The 20,751-nt window shown below is 70.2% G+C and carries 14 protein-coding genes and 1 pseudogene; 4 read left to right on the top strand and 11 right to left on the bottom strand.

The features are described from left to right. Positions 1 to 10: 10 nt before the first annotated feature. The 4 genes from RM704_RS14750 to RM704_RS14735 all read right to left on the bottom strand — a co-directional run bounded on the left by RM704_RS14750 (position 11) and on the right by RM704_RS14735 (position 4,226). Entirely contained in the window at positions 11 to 1,495 is a 1,485-nt protein-coding gene (locus RM704_RS14750; protein ID WP_192829558.1) for a DUF4153 domain-containing protein, read from the bottom strand. A 428-nt stretch (positions 1,496 to 1,923) separates the two neighbouring features. Further along, positions 1,924 to 2,826, bottom strand: a complete 903-nt coding sequence (locus RM704_RS14745; protein ID WP_033525148.1) for an ADP-ribosylglycohydrolase family protein — start codon at positions 2,824 to 2,826, stop codon at positions 1,924 to 1,926. A 12-nt stretch (positions 2,827 to 2,838) separates the two neighbouring features. After that, the gene (locus RM704_RS14740; RefSeq protein WP_078936923.1) at positions 2,839 to 3,498 is read right to left on the bottom strand and encodes a histidine phosphatase family protein; all 660 of its coding nucleotides are present in this window, start codon (positions 3,496 to 3,498) and stop codon (positions 2,839 to 2,841) included. A gap of 122 nt (positions 3,499 to 3,620) precedes the next feature. Then, entirely contained in the window at positions 3,621 to 4,226 is a 606-nt protein-coding gene (locus tag RM704_RS14735) for a YdbC family protein (RefSeq protein WP_033525146.1), read from the bottom strand. A 153-nt stretch (positions 4,227 to 4,379) separates the two neighbouring features. Between RM704_RS14735 and RM704_RS14730 the strand changes: the two genes are divergently transcribed. Beyond that, a complete protein-coding gene (locus tag RM704_RS14730) occupies positions 4,380 to 4,913 on the top strand; it encodes a TerD family protein (RefSeq protein ID WP_033525145.1) in 534 nt (177 codons plus the stop codon). Positions 4,914 to 5,053: 140 nt separating this feature from the next. Here the strand turns inward: RM704_RS14730 and RM704_RS14725 are convergent, their stop codons facing one another. Beyond that, on the bottom strand, positions 5,054 to 7,945 hold the full coding sequence (locus RM704_RS14725) for a vitamin B12-dependent ribonucleotide reductase (RefSeq protein WP_033525144.1): 2,892 nt from the start codon (positions 7,943 to 7,945) through the stop codon (positions 5,054 to 5,056). 159 nt (positions 7,946 to 8,104) lie between these two features. After that, entirely contained in the window at positions 8,105 to 8,671 is a 567-nt protein-coding gene (gene nrdR, locus RM704_RS14720; RefSeq protein WP_033525143.1) for a transcriptional regulator NrdR, read from the bottom strand. A 539-nt stretch (positions 8,672 to 9,210) separates the two neighbouring features. Here nrdR and lexA point away from each other — a divergent pair. After that, positions 9,211 to 9,987 (top strand): transcriptional repressor LexA, encoded by a 777-nt coding sequence (gene lexA, locus RM704_RS14715; RefSeq protein ID WP_033525142.1) that lies wholly within the window; start codon positions 9,211 to 9,213, stop codon positions 9,985 to 9,987. Between the two features lie 189 nt (positions 9,988 to 10,176). On the opposite strand, the gene RM704_RS14710 is transcribed toward lexA, so the two are convergent. The 5 genes and pseudogenes from RM704_RS14710 to RM704_RS14690 form a co-directional block, all read right to left on the bottom strand. Then, positions 10,177 to 12,186: an ATP-dependent DNA helicase gene (locus RM704_RS14710; RefSeq protein ID WP_033525141.1), complete on the bottom strand. Its 2,010-nt coding sequence runs from the start codon at positions 12,184 to 12,186 to the stop codon at positions 10,177 to 10,179. Between the two features lie 202 nt (positions 12,187 to 12,388). Beyond that, entirely contained in the window at positions 12,389 to 13,138 is a 750-nt protein-coding gene (locus RM704_RS14705; RefSeq protein WP_033525140.1) for a GNAT family N-acetyltransferase, read from the bottom strand. Positions 13,139 to 13,251: 113 nt separating this feature from the next. Beyond that, positions 13,252 to 15,117, bottom strand: coding sequence for an IucA/IucC family protein (locus RM704_RS14700; protein ID WP_438828917.1), 1,866 nt, complete (start codon positions 15,115 to 15,117; stop codon positions 13,252 to 13,254). Between the two features lie 523 nt (positions 15,118 to 15,640). Then, a complete protein-coding gene (locus RM704_RS14695) occupies positions 15,641 to 17,143 on the bottom strand; it encodes a diaminobutyrate--2-oxoglutarate transaminase family protein (RefSeq protein ID WP_192829557.1) in 1,503 nt (500 codons plus the stop codon). A gap of 240 nt (positions 17,144 to 17,383) precedes the next feature. Then, a pseudogene (locus RM704_RS14690) lies at positions 17,384 to 17,680 on the bottom strand (SAM-dependent methyltransferase); the annotation flags it as partial. A 427-nt stretch (positions 17,681 to 18,107) separates the two neighbouring features. Here RM704_RS14690 and RM704_RS14685 point away from each other — a divergent pair. Both RM704_RS14685 and RM704_RS14680 read left to right on the top strand, forming a co-directional pair. Then, complete coding sequence (locus tag RM704_RS14685) at positions 18,108 to 19,340, top strand: trypsin-like serine peptidase (RefSeq protein WP_192829556.1); 1,233 nt, start codon at positions 18,108 to 18,110, stop codon at positions 19,338 to 19,340. Positions 19,341 to 19,522: 182 nt separating this feature from the next. Further along, positions 19,523 to 20,704 (top strand): trypsin-like serine peptidase, encoded by a 1,182-nt coding sequence (locus tag RM704_RS14680; protein WP_033525138.1) that lies wholly within the window; start codon positions 19,523 to 19,525, stop codon positions 20,702 to 20,704. Positions 20,705 to 20,751: the final 47 nt, after the last annotated feature.

Below are 20,751 nucleotides of genomic sequence, written 5' to 3'. Positions count from 1 at the left end.
CCGACGACTGTCAGCGGTAGAACTCCGGTCCCAGCTCACCACATGCCGGTTCGCCGCTCGCGTCGGCCACCGGCGGACGCTCGTCCAGGATGCGCCTGGCCTCGGCCTCGCCCCAGCTCGTCGCGTACCAGGGAATGTGGCCGCGCTCGTCCAGGTCCTCCTTGATGTCCCACAGCACGCACGACCGCAGCGGCTCCTCCAACCGGTCCAGGGCGGGCACGGCGTCGACGGACAGCCCCCTCGCGTAGGGGAGGTCGAAGCGGCTCGTGGTCTCGTACCGCTGGACGTTGCGCTCGGCGATCAGCCCGTCGGGCGACACCAGCCCGAACGCCAGCACCACGGCGACCGCACTGGCCGCGACGGCGCGCGGCAGCCATCGGGCACCCCACACACCGGCGGCCATGATGAGCACGATGACCAGGCCGAGCCAGAGCTCCATGGTCAGCACCGAGATCCTCAGTCGCGTGAGTCCATAGGCCTCCACGTACATGTCCATACGTCGCACCGCGGATGCCACGACGACGAGCGCCAGCGCGCAGAGCGTTCCCAGCACCCCACGCACGAGCGTCCTGTCACTCGATCGGGTGCGTGGGGCCCAGCGCAGGGCGATCACGATGACCGCCAGGGTGAGCAACGTGGCCATGAGCAGTTGCCAGAAGCCCTGGCGCGCGTACTGGGCGTAGGTCTGGCCGGTCTCCTTCAGCACCGCGTCGTAGCCGCCGAAGAGCACGGCGAGCTGAACGGCGTTGAAGACGGCGAAGAGCCCGACGAGGCCGACCAGCGGCAGCGCCCACTCGACGCGGCCGCGGGCGCGGCCCGCCGGCACCTGGAGGCGGTCCCAACGGGCGGGCGCGGCCGCCGTACGGGCCGCCGCGAGGGTTCCGAAAAGGCCCAGCGCGAGCAGCAGGAACCTCCACGGGCCGTCGGACACGGAGACGTCGGGCACCAGAGCGCCGAGCAGATCGGCGAAGGCCGCGTCCGCCCCGGCGAACAACGCGCCGAAGACGAAGAGGAGGACCGCGGCCACGACCAGCGCCCTCAGCAGGGGCGCCAGGCGGCTGCGGTTGCCTCCCATCCGCTCGCGCAGGCCCTGCCAGGCCCAGGCCGGCCCCGTGACGAGTGAGGTGAGGACGCCGACGGGTCCGAGCAGAACGGCCGGCCAGGTGCGGCCGCCGTGCAGGGCGAGTGAACCTGCCGCGAACGCGGTGACCACGGCGAGGAACGAGGGCCACTCGGCGGCACGCAGCGCGGGCACGGCGAGCAGCGCCAGCCCGCCGACGCCCCAGACGAGGGCCCACGGGCGGGGACGCCGGCCCGCCCGACGGCCCGCGAAGTACACGGCGAGTGTGGCGGGCACGGCGACGAAGACCAGATTGACCGCGAGCCCCTCGCCCAGCAGCACCATGCTGAGCAGGCCGGTGGCCAGGGCAGCCCACAGCGTCGCGGTACGGATCGGCGCGGGATCGCCAGGGCTGAAATCGATCAGTCCGGGCATCGAGGGCGGCGGTCCGACCGGTATGGATGCGGGACTGCCCGCCTTGCCCTCCGGCGTGGCGCCGGCAGGTGGCGTCGGCCCGGATAGGCCCTTCTCGGTCACCGCACGGGCCCTCGGCGACGGGCCTTCGGGTTCCGGCGCGGCCGGAGCTGACGGTGTCTCGGGCATGGGTCCCCCTCCCCCGGACCGGCCCTCGCCACCCACCGTACGCAGCGCGCGGCCGCGGCAGAAGGCTCGTTACCGGTACCTCGTCGCCGCGACTGGTCATGATCAACACGCGGCTTGGCGGACAGGGTATGCCGCGGCTGAACCCGCACGGCCGGCCGAGGGGCGCACTGTGGCACTCCTGTGACACTCGGGACGCTTGGGGCCGGCGAGGCTGGGGAAGCACTCCCCCTCCGCCGGATGTTTCGCCGGGCCCCGGTCGGTCATGCCACCTGGAGCCACTCCGGGAACGCCTCGGTCTGTCGCGTCCACGCTTCGGGAGGCGCCCCGGCCCTACCGGCGGCGACCACTCCGCCCACGATGGCGCAGGTGGTGTCGACGTCACCGCCCACTTGAGCCGTCGTCCAGAAACCCCGCTCGTAATCACCGAGGGCGCGCGCCGCCGACCAGAGCGCGAACGGCACTGTGTCGTGCGCCGTCGTACGCCGTCCGCAGCCCAGTACGGCCGCGACGGTGTCCGCGTCGGCGTAGTCGAGCATGTCCCGGGCGCGTCGCAGGCCCGCGCCCACGGCGCTCTTCGGGACGAGGGCGATGACCCCGTCGAGCAACGCTCCGGCGCTCGGCGGGCCGGCGGGATCGGCCGCGAAGGCGGCGGCAGCGGCGACCGCCATGGCACCGACGACGGCCTCACGGTGCTGGTGCGTGGGGTAGGCCGAGATCTCCGCCTGGTGGGTGGCCTGCTCGGGGTCGTCCGCGTACCACGCGCCCAGTGGGGCGATCCGCATGGCCGCGCCGTTGCCCCACGATCCCTGGCCGTTGAAGAGCGCTGAGGCCAGCTCACGCCAGTCGCCACCTTCACGCACCAGACGCAGCAGGCGATTGACCGCGGGCCCGTAGCCCCGGTCGAAGTCGTGGTGCTCCGCGAAGGCTCGGGCGAGTGCGTCCTGGTCGATCCGGTGGTGGGCCGCGAGGACGGCCACGACGGAGCAGGCCATCTCGGTGTCGTCGGTCCACTGCCAGGGACCGGGCGGGGTCTCGCGGCGCTTGAGCAGCGGGTAGTTCACGGGCACGAAGTACTGCGAGCCCAGCGCGTCACCCACCGCGAGTCCGCGCAGGCTGGAAAGGGCCCGTCCGAGGGGGCCATGAGAGGAGGAGTCAGCGGTCATCGCCCTGCCACTCTAACTGGTGGCCCCGTACGACTCCGGGTCCCGCCAGCGGTCGAACGGCCGGTCGAGCGTGTACTTGCCGTCCTCCCCGAGTACGAGCATCCGCATCTCCGCGTTCCCGGGGTTCGACAGCGACTCGAACTCGGCGACCGTCCAGTGGAACCAGCGCATGCAGAACAGACGCATGGCGAGCCCGTGGGTGACCAGCAGCACGTTCGGCGGGTGGTCCGGATCCTCGAAACTGCGGAAGAGACTCTCCAGGAAGCCGCCGACCCGGTCGTAGACATCGGCACCGGACTCACCCTGGGCGAAGCGGTAGAAGAAGTGACCGTACGCGTCCCGGTAGGCCTTCTGCAGGCGGACCTCGTCCGGGTCCTGCCAGTTGCCCCAGTCCTGCTCGCGCAGCCGCGGCTCCTCGCGCACGCGCACCTGCTCGGGGTTCAGGTGAAACGCCTGGAACGTCTCGTGCGTCCGCCGGTAAGGGGAGACATAGACGCTGACCCGCTCGCGGCCGAGGACGTCGCGGATGCGTTTGCCGGTCTCCTCCGCCTGCCGCCAGCCGAGATCGGTGAGGGCGAGTGCGTGGTCGGGCTCGCGCTCGTACACGGTGTCATCAACATTGCCCGTTGACTCGCCGTGTCGGACAAGGATGATGCGCCGTGGTCGTGCCATGCCAAGACCCTAAAGGGGACGGGGACGGAACGAGCACTCGTCCGGGTGCCATACGGCGTAGATCACACAAGTCCCGCACACCCACCACCAAGGTTTGAGATTCAAACTCACCGAAGTGGCGGTCAGACCGTCCAGCTCGGCTCCAGCTCGACGATGTCGCCCGTCATGGCGGCGACGTCGGCCTCGATCTGGGCCCTCAGGGCGAGGCGTTCGATACGTTCGACCCGGTACTTGCCGTGCTCGGCGGCCGACTGCCACATGGAGAGGATCATGAACTCGTGGGCGGGCGCCTCACCGAACAGGCCCCGCACCATGCCCGGCGAGCCCGCCATCGCGGGGTTCCAGACCTTCTCCTGCATCAGCGCGAAGTGCTCGGCCCGCTCCTCGTGCACACGGCAGTGCGCCACCCGCACCAGATCGGCGTCCGTGAAGCGCGGCTCGAAACCGGTCTTCACGTCGAACCGGTGGTCGAAGAGCTTGGCCTGCAGATCCTTGAAGGTGCCCGACTGCGATGCGGCGAGCCGGTCGTGGGAGCGCGCCATGAAGGAGTCGTAGAAGGCACGGCTCTCCCAGAAGGAGAAGATGTGCGCCACACCGGCCCGCCCCCGGCTCCAACCCCCGCCCTGTCCACGGAATCCCGGCTCCCCCAGTAGCCCCGCCCACTTTCGCTGCCCCCGCTCGAAACCGCGGCGGTCCACCACGGTGCAGCGAATCCACTTGACCAGCACCGCGCCATGGTAAGGCCACGGAACGTGGCGACGGTCACTCTCCGGCCGGTTGCACCCGGGCGAGCGCCCCGGTCCGCATGCGAGGATGGACAACTGGCCTGGACCGCCAGGCAGTTCGGCCCGCACGCACAGAAGAACGGGGAGGGAGTTCTGTTGAACGGCCTCAACAAGGGCATCCGCAAGGTCGAGGTGTCGCTGAAGTGGGACCCGAGTCCGGCCGGACAGCCGCCGACGGATCTCGACATCGTCGCGGCCACCTACCCGGCGACCGATCCGAGCGGCAGCCCCGCCTATGTGGTGCACTTCGACAGCCGCTCACCCGACGGCACCATCACCCTCAACCGCGACAGCAAGACCGGGCAGGGCTTCGGCTGGGACGAGGTCATGACGGTCGAGCTGAACCGTCTCGACAGCCGGTACGGCCGGGTCGTGATCGGTGTCGCCATACAGCAGGGATCGGGCCCGAAGACCTTCGCCGACGTCACGAAGCCCGCCCTGCGCATCCGTGAGGACTACACCGTCCTGGCGGAGGACGACTTCGGCGGTGTCCGCGGATCGACGGCCGCGACCGTCGCCGAGTTCGTCCGCGACGCCACCGGCGAATGGACCTTCCACCCCGGCATCACCGGCTTCGACGAGGACCCGGCGACGTTCGCCCGCGTCATGGGCGGCACGCGAGAGCCCTGATCCCCGCCCCGACGAGGCACCGGGCGACAACCCGACGCGTCGATCGCCACGACAGCGGAGCAGGACAGCAGAAGGGGGAGCCGGCGTATCGCCGGCTCCCCACTTCTGACCGTCACCTCACGCCCGACAGGCGCTCACGTTCAGCTGCAGCCGCTCGTCGAGCCGCAGCCCTCGCAGATGTAGCAGGAGCCGGCCCGCTGCATCTTCGTCCCGCAGGAGAAGCACAGCGGAGCGTCGGCCTGGATGCCCAGCTGCATCTCCACCAGCTCGGCGCTGGTGTGGGCCTGCTTCGGAGCGGGCTTGGCGCCCTCCTCGTCGGCCTTCGGAGCGGAGACCGCCTTCAGGGACTGACGCGGCGCGGACTGGGCGAGCCCCTCGACGTCTACCTCTTCCTCGATCGGCTCGTACGAACCGGTCTCCAGGTGACGCTGACGCTCCTCGGCGGAGTGGATACCGAGCGCGGAGCGGGTCTCGAAGGGCAGGAAGTCGAGCGCCAGGCGGCGGAAGATGTAGTCGACGATCGACGCCGCCATCCGCACGTCCGGGTCGTCCGTCATACCGGCCGGCTCGAAGCGCATGTTCGTGAACTTCGAGACGTACGTCTCCAGCGGCACGCCGTACTGCAGACCCACCGAGACGGCGATCGAGAAGGCGTCCATCATGCCCGCGAGGGTCGAGCCCTGCTTGGACATCTTCAGGAAGACCTCGCCCAGGCCGTCGTCCGGGTAGGAGTTGGCGATCATGTAACCCTCGGCGCCACCGACGGTGAAGGAGGTCGTGATGCCGGGACGGCCCTTCGGAAGACGCTTGCGGACCGGGCGGTACTCGACGATCTTCTCGACCGTGGCCCGGATCGTCTCCTCGGCCTTCTCGGTGATCTCGGCCTTCTCCGTCTCCTTGGTCTTCGCGGAGAGCGGCTGGCCGACCTTGCAGTTGTCGCGGTAGATCGCGAGCGCCTTGACGCCCAGCTTCCAGGCCTCGAAGTAGATCTCCTCGACCTCCTCGACGGTCGCCGTCTCCGGCATGTTGACCGTCTTGGAGATGGCGCCGGAGATCCACGGCTGGATCGCGGCCATCATACGGACGTGGCCCATCGGGGAGATGGCGCGCTCGCCCATGGCGCAGTCGAAGACCTCGTAGTGCTCCTGCTTGAGACCAGGGGCGTCGATCACATTGCCGTGGTCGGCGATGTGGGCGACGATCGCCTCGATCTGCTCCTCCTGGTAGCCCAGGCGGCGCAGGGCCTGCGGGACCGTGCCGTTGACGATCTGCATCGAGCCGCCGCCGACCAGCTTCTTGAACTTGACCAGCGCCAGGTCGGGCTCGACACCGGTGGTGTCGCAGGACATGGCCAGACCGATGGTGCCGGTCGGCGCGAGCACGGACGCCTGCGAGTTGCGGAAGCCGTTCTTCTCGCCGAGGCGCAGCACGTCCTGCCATGCCTCGGTCGCGGCGGCCCACACCGGGGTGTCCAGGTCGTCCATGCGGACAGCCGTGCCGTTGGCGTCGGAGTGCTGCTTCATCACGCGGTTGTGGGCGTCCGCGTTACGGGCGTAGCCGTCGTACGGGCCGACGACCGCGGCCAGTTCGGCGGAGCGCTTGTACGCCGTGCCGGTCATCAGCGAGGTGATGGCACCGGCGAGGGCACGGCCGCCCTCGGAGTCGTACGCGTGACCGGTCGCCATCAGCAGGGCGCCGAGGTTGGCGTAGCCGATGCCGAGCTGACGGAAGGCGCGGGTGTTCTCGCCGATCTTCTGGGTGGGGAAGTCGGCGAAGCAGATGGAGATGTCCATCGCGGTGATGACGAGCTCGACGACCTTGGCGAAGCGCTCGACCTCGAAGGACTGGTGGCCGAGGCCGTCGTCCTTGAGGAACTTCATCAGGTTCAGCGAGGCGAGGTTGCAGGACGTGTTGTCCAGGTGCATGTACTCGCTGCACGGGTTGGACGCGGTGATGCGGCCGGACTCGGGGCAGGTGTGCCAGTTGTTGATCACACCGTCGTACTGGATGCCCGGGTCGGCACAGGCCCACGCGGCCTCGGCGAGCTTGCGGAACAGCGCCTTGGCGTCGACCTTCTCGATGATCTCGCCGGTCATACGGGCGCGGAGGCCGAACTCGGTGCCGTTCTCCACGGCCGTCATGAACTCGTCGTTCACGCGGACCGAGTTGTTGGCGTTCTGGTACTGGACGGACGTGATGTCGTCGCCGCCCAGGTCCATGTCGAAGCCCGCGTCGCGCAGAGCGCGGATCTTCTCCTCTTCCTTCACCTTGGTGGCGATGAAGTCCTCGACGTCCGGGTGGTCCACGTCGAGGACGACCATCTTGGCCGCGCGGCGGGTGGCGCCGCCCGACTTGATCGTTCCCGCGGAGGCGTCGGCGCCGCGCATGAAGGAGACCGGACCGGAGGCGTTGCCGCCGGAGGAGAGCAGTTCCTTGGAGGAACGGATGCGGGAGAGGTTCAGGCCGGCGCCGGAGCCGCCCTTGAAGATCATGCCCTCTTCCTTGTACCAGTCGAGGATCGACTCCATGGAGTCGTCGACGGCCAGGATGAAACAGGCGGACACCTGCTGCGGCTGGGGGGTGCCCACGTTGAACCACACGGGGCTGTTGAAGCTGAAGATCTGGTGCAGGAGGGCGTACGCCAGTTCGTGCTCGAAGATCTCGGCGTCGGCGGGCGAGGCGAAGTACTTGTTGTCCTCGCCGGCCTTCGTGTACGTCTTCACGATGCGGTCGATCAGCTGCTTGAGGCCGGTCTCGCGCTGCGGGGTGCCCACGGCACCCCGGAAGTACTTGCTGGTGACGATGTTGACCGCGTTCACCGACCAGAAGTCGGGGAACTCGACGCCGCGCTGCTCGAAGTTGACCGAGCCGTCGCGCCAGTTGGTCATGACGACGTCACGCCGCTCCCAGACCACCTCGTCGTACGGGTGCACGCCGGGGGTGGTGTGGATGCGCTCGATACGCAGGCCCTTGCTCGCCTTGGTGCCCTTGGCGCGGGAACTCCGTGCCGGACCGCTCGCCGTCTCTGTCATGCCGCCTCCCTGTACGGGCGAAAACGCCCTGAAGTGCCACGATGTTCCCGTGACACGGTGTTCTGTCTTGTGTCGCGACCCGGCTGACACAGCCGTTCGCGACAGGTCTGGATCGCCGCCGGTCGTCCGGACCCAATGGTCCGGCGGTGCGGCCCGCCGTCAGTCGGCGGCGTTGGCGGGCACCGGAACCTGAGCCCCTCCGGCCCCGCGGTCGCCCTCCACGCGCCCATCGACCGCGCTCGCGACGTCCTCGTCGCTCGCGTCCGCGCCGGGGCGCTTCCCCTGCTCTTCCCTGAGTTCCGCGATGGCGGCCTCGAAGTCCTCCAGCGAGTCGAACGCCCGGTAGACGCTCGCGAACCGCAGATAGGCGACGAGGTCGAGTTCCTGCAACGGGCCGAGTATGGCCAGCCCCACGTCATGGGTGGTCAGCTCGGCGCTTCCGGTCGCGCGCACCGCCTCCTCGACCCGTTGGCCGAGCTGGGCGAGCGCGTCCTCGGTGACAGGCCTGCCCTGGCATGCCTTGCGGACGCCATTGATGACCTTGGTACGACTGAAGGGCTCGGTCACGCCGGACCTCTTGACCACCATCAGCGAACACGTCTCCACCGTCGTGAAACGACGGGAGCAGTCGGGACACTGGCGGCGTCTGCGGATCGACGTGCCGTCGTCCGTCGTACGACTGTCGACGACGCGGCTGTCGGGGTGCCTGCAGAAGGGACAGTGCATAACTCCAACCCTCCTCACAGCACGACTCAATAGGCCCCACGGGCCACTCGGGCCCCGCGGAAGCAGCCCCCAGCATAGGGGATGACCATGAGGCCGAGGACCCGGGGGACCACAACTTCTGGGCCGTTGCGGCAATCCAAGCACTAGATGTAGGGCTTGGCACGTAAATCCACCCACGGCGCGCGTGTCGCGCACGTATCGGCATGTGCCAGACGGAGAGTCCGTCGCGGAGCGCATCCGCGCCGTTGCGGAGCGGACGCGGGCGCGGCGGGGGCGCCACGAGAAAGGGGTCGGTACGCGGTCGACGGAGGACCGGATGGCAGACTGGGCCAGACGGCGACAGCGGCCCACAAGGCCCCGCGCCCCGGCGGTGAAGAGTACAGCAATCAACACTTTTGTCCGCCGGAGCCGCCCGCCCTACACCCGGACACATGGTCACGTCAGGTAATCCACGGTTTTTCACTCGAACGTGTGTTTGGCGCAACCTTTCGAAAGCAACTACCGTTGTGCTGCACGGGAGACCATCGAGAGGGGCCGACGTGACCACCACCGCTGACAGTGCCACCATCACTGCCCAGGACCGCTCCCAGAGCCGACTCGAGCCGGTGCATGCGATGAACGAAGCCACGAACCATGACGGGCCCAAGCGAGCCTTGCCCGGCCGACCTCCAGGCATCAGGGCGGACAGCTCCGGGCTCACCGACCGGCAGCGCCGAGTCATCGAGGTGATCAGGGACTCGGTGCAGCGGCGCGGATACCCGCCGTCCATGCGGGAGATCGGCCAGGCGGTCGGCCTGTCCAGCACGTCCTCCGTGGCGCACCAGCTCATGGCGCTGGAGCGCAAGGGCTTCCTGCGCCGCGACCCGCACCGTCCGCGTGCGTACGAGGTCCGCGGCTCGGACCAGGCATCGGCCCAGCCGACCGACACGGCGGGCAAGCCGGCCGCTTCGTACGTGCCGCTCGTCGGCCGGATCGCCGCAGGCGGCCCGATCCTCGCCGAGGAGTCCGTCGAGGACGTGTTCCCGCTCCCCCGCCAGCTGGTGGGTGACGGCGAGCTCTTCGTCCTGAAGGTCGTCGGTGACTCCATGATCGAGGCGGCGATCTGTGACGGTGACTGGGTGACGGTCCGCCGTCAGCCCGTCGCGGAGAACGGGGACATCGTGGCCGCCATGCTGGACGGCGAGGCCACCGTCAAGCGCTTCAAGCGCGAGGACGGCCATGTCTGGCTGCTCCCGCACAACGCCGCCTACGAGCCCATCCCGGGTGACGACGCGACCATCCTCGGCAAGGTGGTGGCCGTCCTGCGCCGCGTCTGACACCCAGCGGCGGACGGTCGCCCGTGTCCGTCCCCGCCCCTGATCCGGGCCCCGGAATCCACTGCGCCGGTTCCGGGGCCCTGGGCTGTCCAGGGCCCGCCGAAGCACCGCGGCCCGAGGCGCGAGCCCGAGCGCGTCACGGCCGGTGGCCTGTCCCCCTGCAACCTGGGACAGGCCACCGGCCGTTCGTCAGACCTCCGCCGTCTCCGCTTCTTCTTCCGTCTTCGCCGCTTCCCTGTCCTTCGCGGCGCTGTCGATCGCAGCGAGCGACCTGCGGACCTGGTTACGGTCCGTCGTGTACCAGAAGTCGGGCAGTGAGGCTTTCAGATAGCTGCCGTACCGCGCGGTCGCGAGCCGCTGGTCCAGCACGGCGACCACGCCACGGTCTCCCTGCGCCCGTACGAGACGGCCGGCACCCTGCGCCATCAGCAGGGCCGCGTGCGTGGCGGCGACGGCCATGAAGCCATTGCCGCCCGCCTCCTCCACGGCCTTCTGACGAGCGGACATCAGCGGATCGTCGGGCCGGGGGAACGGGATCTTGTCCATCACGACCAGCTGACAGCTGGGACCGGGCACGTCCACGCCCTGCCAGAGCGAAAGGGTGCCGAAGAGACAGGTCTTCGGGTCGGCCGCGAAGCCCTTGATCAGCTCGCCGAGCGTCTCCTCGCCCTGCAGCAGGATCGGGTACTCCGGGATACGGACGCGCAGTTCCTCAGCCGCGAGTTGGGCGGCCCGCATCGACGAGAACAGCCCGAGCGTCCGGCCGCCGGCCGCCTGGATCAGCTCCGTGAGCTCGTCCAGCATGTCCGCCCGGTCGCCGTCCCGCGCGGGACGTGACAGGTGCTTGGCGACATAGAGAATGCCCTGCCTCGGATAGTCGAACGGCGACCCGACGTCCACGCCCTTCCACTGCGGAAGGTCGTCGCCCTGGGTACCCTCGGGGGCCAGTCCCAGCGACGCCCCGATGCCGTTGAAGTCACCGCCCAGCTTGAGCGTGGCCGAGGTCAGGGTGACGGAGCGGTCTGCGAAGAGCTTCTCCCGGAGCAGACCCGAGACGGACATCGGAGCGACGCGCAGAGACGCGCCGAAACGGTCATGGCGCTCGTACCAGACGACGTCCCACTCGGAGCCGTTGCTGATCCGCTCCGCCACGTCGTGCACGCTCTCCACGGCCGCCAGAGCCTGCTTGCGGACGGCGTCCTCGTCCTGGACGGACTTGTCGCGGGTGCTGCCGATCGCCGAGATCACCGCGCGAGCGGCATCGCGCAGCGCCATCAGGACGTACGCCAGATCCTCGGGGATCTCCTCCAGCCGGCCCGGCAGAGCCAGCTCCATGACCCGCTCGAACCCCTCTGCGGCGGTCTGGAGCTGGTCCGCGACCTTCTCGTTCACGAGCTTCGCCGCCCGCTTCACGGCGCGGTTGACCTGGCCCGGGGTGAGTTCGCCGGTCGCCACGCCGGTCACCCGGGAGACGAGTTCGTGCGCCTCGTCCACGATCAACACCTCGTGCTGCGGGAGCACCGGAGCGCCCTCGATGGCGTCGATCGCGAGCAGCGCGTGATTGGTGACGACGACCTCGGAGAGCTTGGCCCGCTCCCTGGCCATCTCGGCGAAGCACTCGGCGCCGTACGCGCATTTCGAAGCGCCCAGGCATTCCCTGGAGGACACGGAGATCTGCGCCCAGGCGCGGTCGGACACGCCTGGGGTGAGATCGTCCCGGTCGCCGGTCTCGGTCTCCTGGGACCAGTCCCGCAACCGCAGCAGGTCCTGGCCCAGCTTGCTGCTGGGCGCGGCGGCCTCGAACTGGTCGAAGAGGCCCTCCTCCTCGTCCTGCGGCACCCCTTCGTTCAGCCGGTGCAGGCACAGGTAGTTCGAGCGGCCCTTGAGCATGGCGAACTCCGGGCGGCGGCGCAGGAGGGGGTGCAGCGCGTCGACCGTTCTGGGCAGGTCCCGTTCCACGAGCTGCCGCTGGAGAGCGAGGGTCGCCGTGGCGACGACGACACGCTCTCCCTGAGCGAGGGCGGGCACCAGGTATCCGAGGGACTTTCCGGTGCCGGTGCCTGCCTGGACCAGCAGATGGGAGCCGTCGTCGATCGCCTCCGCGACGGCTTCGGCCATGGTCACCTGGCCGGGGCGCTCCGTGCCGCCGACGGCGGTGACGGCGGCATGCAGGAGTTCGTGGAGTGAGGGCTTCGTCATAGCGCGACCACCCTACGGGTCACCACTGACAAACGGGTGATCACGGCGGACGCGAGGGGCCTGGGAGGCGAGATCAAGGCGTGTTCTCTTCGGCGGGACGGGACGGTCTCGGAGCCCGGAATTCGAGTCGGTTCGACCGGGAACCGGATCGGCTCGGGCGGTGTACCACATATGACGGCGTCACAGCAGATCCACATCGGATCTACATCAGATCGCGCAGCAGCCGATCTCTGCACATGAGGGCGGCCCGCTTGTCGGGCAGGTCGATCTCGGCGGAGTACCGGAAGCCGGCGCTGAGGAAAGCGGAGACGGAGGGAAAGTTGCGAAGGTCGGGTTCCGCGACGACGCGGGCACAGGAAGGTCTTCTGTCGAGGACGAGATCGGCCACGGCGCGGAGCAGGGTGGAGCCGAGACCGCTCCCCCGGTCGGCCACGGGACCGATGAGCAGATGGATCCCGGTGTCGTGCGGGCGGACGGGGTAGTGGCGGGCGAGAGGATCGAGATCCGCCCGGTAGATCTCCCAGTAGCTCAGCGGGGTGCCGTTCAGCAGTCCGAGACAGGGCACGCTGCGACCGTCTCCGCCGAGCTGGGTCCGCAGGTGGTCAGCGGTCACGTCCTCGGCTCCGCCGAGCTTCCAGTAGGAGTCCACGGCCGAGTCGTTCATCCAGCGGGAGATCAGCGGCAGGTCCCGTTCGAGGCGCACGGGGACGAGATGCAGGGTGCCTGCCGGGGTGTCGACCGGCCCCCAGTCCGCGAGGTGGTCGAGCAACTCCCCACCGGCCCGGAGTTCCCCCCGACCCGCCTCGGTACTGCCACCGCACAGGTCGGTGTCCTTGGGCAGGAGCGCGAGGAAGTCGTCGGTCAGGCGTAGTTCGAGTGTGTCCTCATTGCCAGGGGCCGAGGCGGTGCCGGTGTCGGTGCTCGCATGGGTGCTCGCGTCGGTGGGAGGCACGGCGACGCTCCTCTCAGGAGTACGGGTGGGTCATGTTCCTCGGGGCTGATGGGAGTCGGAGTACGCGGGCGAGTGGGCTGGAGAGCTGTCCGGGCGCGGAGCGGCGTGGTCGGTCATGAGTGGAGGGGGTTGGTGATGGTCACGTAGACGGACTGGGTCTCGACCGGGCCGACGAGTTCGTCGAGGCCGTGGAGACGGGTCAGGAGGTTGGCCTTGCAGCGCAGGACCGGTGAGTCGAGAAGCCTGGCGGGCAGGGTGGTGTTCAGCCGGGCGGGACCGGTGGCCACATCCGTGAGGAAGCGGCGGAAGGCGGCGAGAAGGACTCGCTCGTCGGCGAGACGCTGGGAGCCGAAGGCGCCGATGAGCCCGAGCACGTTGTTGATGCCGAGGTAGTAGGCGAACCGTTCGTCGGTGACCTCGTCGGAGACGAACGTGTCGCTGCGCTCGCCGATGCCGGGCAGCCGGGATCGGAGATCGGCGCGGCGGGATTCGCGGAAGTAGTAGCCCTGGTTGTCGCGGTACCGACCGCCGATGGGCCAGCCGTCGGGGTCCAGAACGACGAGAGTGTTCTGCTGGTGTGCTTCGAGGGCGATCCCGGCCTCGCTGTCGAGCCACAGCACGGGGCGCACGACGTGCTCCAGGTAGCGCAGGAACCACTCGATGGCCACGGCGCCCCGGGGACGCCCGGTGCGCCCGGAGAGACGCGTGACGACCTCCTCAAGTCGCGACCGCATGCGAAGAAGCTCGTCGGGACGACGCTCGCCCCGGGAGTACGGCCTGGGTGACACGAGGCCCGCGACGCAGGACGCGTCGTCCGCCGGGCCGAACGGGTTGTGCCGGATGACCACGTCCAGGCCTGCCAGGGGCTCGCCGTCCGGTGCGGTGGCCGCCAGCCAGGCCGGGTCGCGGACGATGTCGAACCCGGGGTGGGCCGCCTGCCACCGCGCGGCCAGGCCGGTGCGCAGCAGACGGTGCACCTCGACACCGCGATGGAGTTCCTTGCGGAGGTTCTCGCGACGGGAGTTGGTGATGCGCAGGCCCAGCGAGAGTTTCAGCATCGCGGAGGCACCGGGGCGGTGAACGGTGCGGACGGAGGAGGTGGGGTGCCACGAAGGGCCGTGCGGGCCCAGGTCGCGCAAGAGACCAGCGTCGAGCAGAGCGGCGACGGCCGGCCGGTTGCGGACCGCGCGGAGCTGCCAGGGGTGCAGGGGCAGAGCGGTGAAACCGTCGGGCAGGGGCAGTGCTGGGCCGGCCAGCCGCTCGGTCAGTCGGCCGGCGGGGACGACACGGCCGCGCTCGGTCCACGCCGAGTCGGTCGACAGGACGGAGGGTGCGATCGCCATCCAGTGCAGCGGGAAGGAGCCACGCAACTCGGGTGAGTACAAACGTGCTTCGGCCTCGGAGAGCTCTTCCCTGCTCTTCGGGGTGGGGTGCAGGGGGTGGCCGAGGAGGAGAGCCTGCTCAGAGGCCAGGAAACGGTCGGGGTCGTCGGCGGGTTGAGCTCGGCGCTCGGTGAGGAACACGGCGACGCGCCGGGCGGAGTCGGCGACCCTGCCGACCAGGTCCGATTGGTCACATCTGTCTGGTGCGGTTGCTTCGCGGGCCAGCAGGGCCGCCAGCGTGACCGCGTCGACAGGGGCGGTGTCGGGGGTGCCTGCGAGGTGGGGGAGGCCGAAGCGGTGCCAGCCGGTGGGGGACCAGTAGTGCACAGGGGCGAGGAGGGTCGTGCCGGTGGCGGAGAGAGGGATGTGGAGGATGCCGCTGGGGTCCTGGGGAGGGGTGAGGTCGTGTTCGCGTACCCAGCAGCGCAAGAGGTTCTCGACCGCTGCAGCCTGGGCAGCGGTGTGCGGGTCGTGGTGGTGCAGCGGGTCGGCGTCGAGGGCGGGCGGGAGCTCGGTGGCCCGGAAGCCGTCGGTGGCTCGGGAAGGAACCGGCCGGCCGCACTCATGGCTCGGCTCAGTCGGAAGAGGAGGCGTCACGGATTGGTGAGGGATCGGCTGGGCGGGGCACGGGGCCTGCGCGTGCCCGCCGGAGCGGTGGCCCGCTGAGCGTTGCGGTGGCTCCACCAGGACGAACCCCGCCCCCGGCAGGCAGGTCTCCGGCTGGTCCTGGTGGGGCCCGGGCTGTTGCTGCTCGACCGTTCCGGACCACCGCTGCCCGGGCTCGACTTGGCCGGGCGCTGGTTCGGGCCGGCCAGTCGGTGGTGCAGCACTGAACTGGCCAGGGGTCTGGGGGGCGGGTGCTTCCGGGGCGTGGCTGAGGGTGTGGGCCCCGGGGGCGGGCGGCGGGTTCACGGCGGTTCCTGAGGTTGCTCGTGCGGGAGGGCAGTCGCGGGTCTGTGCGGGCGAGCGAGGGGTGGGGCTGGTGCGGGAGGGGTGCGGGGCGGTGGTGCGGTGGAGTGCGGTGTTCGGGAGGACGTGGCGGGCGGTGGTGGGGCGGTGCCGTGGGTGGGTGGCTGGTTCGGGGATGGCGTGGTGGGCGGCTGCTCTGGTGGAGGGCTGTTCATCCGCCCGGCACACGGGCGGGGCGTCCGGCTCGCGCGGGGGCCGGGTGCACCGGGAATCGCGCCGCTGCGGTGGCCGCCACCGAGTCGATCGCGTCCGTCAGGCGGTCGAGCACGGCGTTCGTCTGCTCGTCGGTGATCGTGAGGGGTGGGAGGAGGCGTACGACGCCGGCGTGGCTGCCGCCGAGATCGACGATCAGGCCTCGGCGGAGGCACTCGCGCTGCACGGCCGTGGCGAGGGAGGGGGCGGGGGGAGGCGGGCCGATGTCGTCGGATGCGGGGGGCGCGTCCGGGGTGACCATTTCGATGCCGATCATCAGCCCGCGTCCTCGTACGTCCCCGACGCAGGCGAAGCGCTCGGTGAGGGGGCGGAGCTGGGCGAGGATGCGGGCGCCCAGAGCGGCGGCGCGGTCGGCGAGGCCGTTCTGGCGGACGTGGGCGAGCGTGGCGGCACCCGCGGCCATGGCGAGCTGGTTGCCGCGAAAGGCTCCCGCCTGGGTGCCGGGCCGCCATACGTCGAGGTCGTCGCGGTGGACCACGACGCCCAGCGGCAGGCTGCCACCGATGGCCTGGGACAGGACCATGACATCGGGGACGACGCCGCTGTGCTCGACGGCCCAGAAGCGTCCGGTGCGGCCCACGCCCGTCCGGGCCTCGTCGACGATCAGCGGGATCGAGCGGGCGGCGGTGAGCGACCGCATGCGGCGCAGCCAGCCGTCCGGGGCGGGGAGGACACCGCCCTCGCCCTGGACGGGTTCGAGGATCATGCCGGCGGGCACCGGTGTTCCGGGCTCGGCGTCATCGAGGACGGACTCGGTCCAGCGGGCGGCGAGTTCGGCGCCGCGTTCGCCGCCGATACCGAACGGGCAGCGGTAGTCCTGCGGGTAGGGCAGGCGTGCCGCCCGGATGTCGCGGGCGCCTGCGGGCGCTTCGAGGGCTCCCATGGTCAGGCCGGCGTGGGCGCCGGTGAAGGCGAGCATGCCGGTGTGTCCTGTCGCGGCCCGGACCAGTGTGCAGGCGGCCTCGACGGCGTCGGTGCCGGAGGGGCCGCAGAACCGGACACGGGCGCGGGCCGCGAGCTCTGGCGGCAAGGTGCGGAGCAGTTCGGTGGTGAAGGCGTCCTTGGCCGGGGTGGCCAGGTCGAGGACGTGCACAGGAGCGCCGGCGTCGAGCGCCTTGCGGATCGCTTCGAGGACGACCGGGTGGTTGTGGCCGAGGGCAAGGGTGCCCGCGCCGGACAGGCAGTCGAGGTAGCGGCGTCCGTCTGCGTCCTCGACGGTCAGCCCCCGTGCGCGTACGGGTACGACGGGCAGGGAGCGCGCGTAGGTGCGTGCCGTCGAATCGCGGACGGCCTGCGACCGCGGCACTCCCCCGTGCCCCCGCCTCACCGCACGGGCCCCGTCGCGCTCCCGTCGTGGGCGGGCCCTTTCGCTCTCGGGTCCCGAACGCGCTCGCTCGGGCTCACGCCCCACCGGCGCCACCGCAGACTCGGTCACCGCCACTGCTGCACTTCCTCCCACGGTTCATCAGAGGCGAGTCGGCAGGGGGCACCGAACACCGGCGGGTCCCCCGCACGTACCAACGACGCGACCGGTACGGGGAAGCGGGTGAGACGAAAATCCGTGCCGGGGCGGAAACGCTGCCGGTCCGGCCCGATGCACTGTGACCGTGCCACCAGGGCCGGGCCACCACGACCGTGCCGACACGGTCGGGCTCCCACGGGCCGGGCTCCTGCGGGCGGGTTACCGCTTCAGCGCGACGCCGCCGAAGTGAGTGACATCGATGTCCTCGTCGTCGGCCTCGGGGCGCCAGCGGGAGCAGGAGACGATGCCCGGCGGCAGGACCTCGACGTCACCGAAGAGGCGGACGAGGTCGGCATGGTTGCGGAGGGTCATCGGCGCCGAACCCTGTCCGTTCCAGTAGTCGACCGCCTGTGTCATCGCTTCGCCGTCGACCTCGGTGGTGGGATGGGAGATCACGAGGTGGCTGCCGGACGGTACGGCATCCACCAACCGCCGCACTACAGCGACCGCTCGGTCGATCAACTACCGCAGGGGAAAGGGCATTTGGTCCTGCCGGTCGTTTGCCTCGGCAGCAACAGCAGCGGCAGGGGGGCTGTTACCGGTTCGAGGGCTTGATCAACTGTCGTCCCGTGCCTTCCCTGCGAGGTCCGACTGGACGATTGCCTGGTCGGTCGGCTCGTAGCCAAACCGTTGCCGTTCCATCGGATGTCCCCCACAACGACCGCATAGTGTGTGGTGCCGTTCCGAAGGAAGCGGCTCGGTGGATGGCACCAAGCCGCGCGGACGACGACTACGTACGCACTACGTACGAAGAAACAGAGGTGCGGAGCCGCGCGAACGCCGTGTCGGCTACGTACCAAGAGGCGGCCGGCGCACGGAGGAGTCGTGCGCTGTCCGCTTCGGCACCACAGATTTCTCTTACGCCCCAGGGGGAGTTCACACCATGCGACCCATACGACCGCTCTTGGCCGCTCGTCGTGGGAGGAGCACGCGCCGCAGAACCTCCCCCGTTCTGGCCGCGGTCGGCCTTGCCACGGTTCTGTCGTTGACCGCGACCGCGTGCGGCTCGAGTGACACGGCGGCGAACGCCGAGGCGTCGGCGTCCGCGCAGAGCGACGGCAGCGGGGGCGACGGCAAGCTCAAGATCCCGGACGACCTCAAGGACAAGCTCAAGGAACACGGGATCGACCTCGACAAGTGGCGGGGCGGGGCCTGGAAGAACTGGGACAAGGACGACTGGCTGCGCGAGGCGGAGGACTACGTCAACCCGATCATCAAGGACCTGTGGGACCCGGACCGGATGCGGGACGCCGAGGAGCCGGAGAAGGAGGTCGACGAGGGCGACCTCACCGGTGACCAGGGCGTGACCGACCCGACGCCGGAGTCCATCGACGCGAAGGCGGTGTCGGCGCAGTACCACGCGAACGTGCCTGAGGCGGGCAAGGTGTTCTTCGACGCGCCCGAGGGCACGATGGTCTGCTCGGCGACGGTCGTGCAGGACCCGGCCAACCCGGGCAAGTCCAACCTCGTCTGGACGGCCGGTCACTGTGTGCACGCCGGCAAGTCGGGCGGCTGGTACCGGAACATCGCCTTCGTGCCCTCGTACAACGACAGTGCCATGGCGGCGTCGGAGCTGACGACGGCCACCAAGGAGGAGGTCGCTCCGTACGGCGTCTGGTGGGGCGACTGGGCCCAGACCTCGGACCAGTGGATCGAGCAGGGCGGTCAGACGGGCGGTGACGGCGCGCCGTACGACTTCGCGGTGATCCATGTGACGCCGGAGGAGGGCAGCGGGGGCAAGTCACTGGAGGAGATGGTCGGTTCGGCGCTGCCGGTGGACTTCGACGCGCCTGCCGTGCCACAGGTGGAGAGCATCACCGCGACCGGCTACCCCGCCGGGGCTCCGTACGACGGCGAGACGATGTACCAGTGCACGGACAAGCCGGGGCGGTTCTCGCTCGTCGAGTCCGACCCGACGATGTACCGCATCGGCTGCACCATGACCGGCGGCTCGTCCGGTGGTGGCTGGGTGGCGACCGGTTCGGACGGTGCGCCCGCGCTGGTGTCCAACACCTCCATCGGCCCGGTGAGCGCGGGTTGGCTGGCCGGACCGCGGCTGGGCAAGGAGGCCGAGGGCGTGTACCAGGCGGTGAGCGAGAAGTTCGCGTCGCAGTGACGGCCGGCTGACCACGTGAGGCTCGGCTCCTCCACCCCCGGCTGACCAGGTGGTGCCGTCCCGGGAGAGGGGCGGATGCGGGGCGGCGCGCGGAAATTCCTGTCGCGCGCCCTCCGTCCGTCCCCCGGCGCCCCCGCATAGTGGGCGTGACACACGGATAGTTCCGACGGGGGTCGAGAACCATGCGTTTCCCACATCGGCGGTACCACCTGCTCGCCGTCACCGGACTCGTCGCGACTCTCGCGCTGACCGCGACCGCCTGTGAGTCGGACGACCGCGGCACCGGGGACGACACCGGCGCCGCCTCGTCCCGCACCGCCGACCGAGACGGTGATGGCATCCCCGACGTCCTCGCCGACAGGCTCGAGGAGCACGGTGTGGACGTCGGTGGCTGGAAGAACGGCGGCTGGAAGGACTGGGACCGGGACAAGTGGCTCCATGAGGCGAAGGAGTTCGTCAATCCGGTGATCGAGGGCCTGTGGGACGCGGAGCGGATGCGCGGGGCCGGAGATCCGGGGAAGACCGTCGCGGCCCAGGACGCCTCCGCCGAACGGGGCGTCAGCGACCCCGTTCCGGCACCGGTCGAGGCCAGGGCGGAGAAGACGCCGTACCACGAGCACGCCGGTCCGGTCGGGAAGATCTTCTTCGACTCCCCCGAGGGCGCGATGGTCTGTTCGGGGACGGTCGTCTCGGACGTGAACCATCCGGGCGAGTCGAACCTCGTGTGGACCGCCGGTCATTGTGTGCACGCCGGGGGCGAGGGCGGCTGGTACCGGAACATCGTCTTCGTCCCGTCCTACAACGACCTCAGCAGGTCCGAGGAGGAGCTGGCCGAGGGCGCGCCCGACGCGGAGATCGCCCCGTTCGGCCAGTGGTGGGCGGACTGGGCCGCGACCTCGGACGAGTGGATCGCGGGCGGGTCCGAGGAGGGCGGTGCCGGTGCCCCGTACGACTACGCGGTGCTGCACGTGAGGCCCGAGACGGGCGAGACCTCCTTGGAGGAGACGGTCGGGGCGGCCCTGGACATGGACTTCTCCGCGCCGTCCGCGTCCGAGGCCGCGACGATGGGCGCCTGGGGCTATCCGGCCGCGCCGCCGTACAACGGTCTGACCATGTGCCGGTGCATCGACAGGCCAGGGCGGTTGTCCCTCGATCCGTCGCTGCCGACGATGTACCGCATCGGCTGCACCATGACGGGCGGCTCGTCCGGCGGCGGCTGGTTCCGCATGGTCGGCGGCGAGCCCAGGCTCGTGTCGAACACGTCGATCGGCCCGGCCGACAACACCTGGCTCGCGGGACCGCAGCTCGGCGAGGCGGCCAGGGCGTTGTACGACGAGATGAGTACCACGTACGGCGATCGGTGAGTGGGTGCCGGGGGCGGCTGTCAGGCTGCAGCCAACCCGGCGGTGCC

Source organism: Streptomyces gottesmaniae (assembly GCF_031845845.1).
GTDB lineage: Bacteria > Actinomycetota > Actinomycetes > Streptomycetales > Streptomycetaceae > Streptomyces > Streptomyces akebiae.
This window is presented reverse-complemented; position numbering and strand designations above follow the sequence as displayed.

Excerpts from the sequence above, each read along its gene's own strand:
- RM704_RS14750 (WP_192829558.1), bottom strand. The coding sequence starts at position 1,495 with ATGCCCGGACTGATCGATTTCAGCCCTGGCGATCCCGCGCCGATCCGT.
- RM704_RS14745 (WP_033525148.1), bottom strand. The coding sequence starts at position 2,826 with ATGACCGCTGACTCCTCCTCTCATGGCCCCCTCGGACGGGCCCTTTCC.
- RM704_RS14740 (WP_078936923.1), bottom strand. The coding sequence starts at position 3,498 with ATGGCACGACCACGGCGCATCATCCTTGTCCGACACGGCGAGTCAACG.
- RM704_RS14725 (WP_033525144.1), bottom strand. The coding sequence starts at position 7,945 with ATGACAGAGACGGCGAGCGGTCCGGCACGGAGTTCCCGCGCCAAGGGC.
- nrdR (WP_033525143.1), bottom strand. The coding sequence starts at position 8,671 with ATGCACTGTCCCTTCTGCAGGCACCCCGACAGCCGCGTCGTCGACAGT.
- RM704_RS14710 (WP_033525141.1), bottom strand. The coding sequence starts at position 12,186 with ATGACGAAGCCCTCACTCCACGAACTCCTGCATGCCGCCGTCACCGCC.
- RM704_RS14685 (WP_192829556.1), top strand. The coding sequence starts at position 18,108 with ATGCGACCCATACGACCGCTCTTGGCCGCTCGTCGTGGGAGGAGCACG.
- RM704_RS14680 (WP_033525138.1), top strand. The coding sequence starts at position 19,523 with ATGCGTTTCCCACATCGGCGGTACCACCTGCTCGCCGTCACCGGACTC.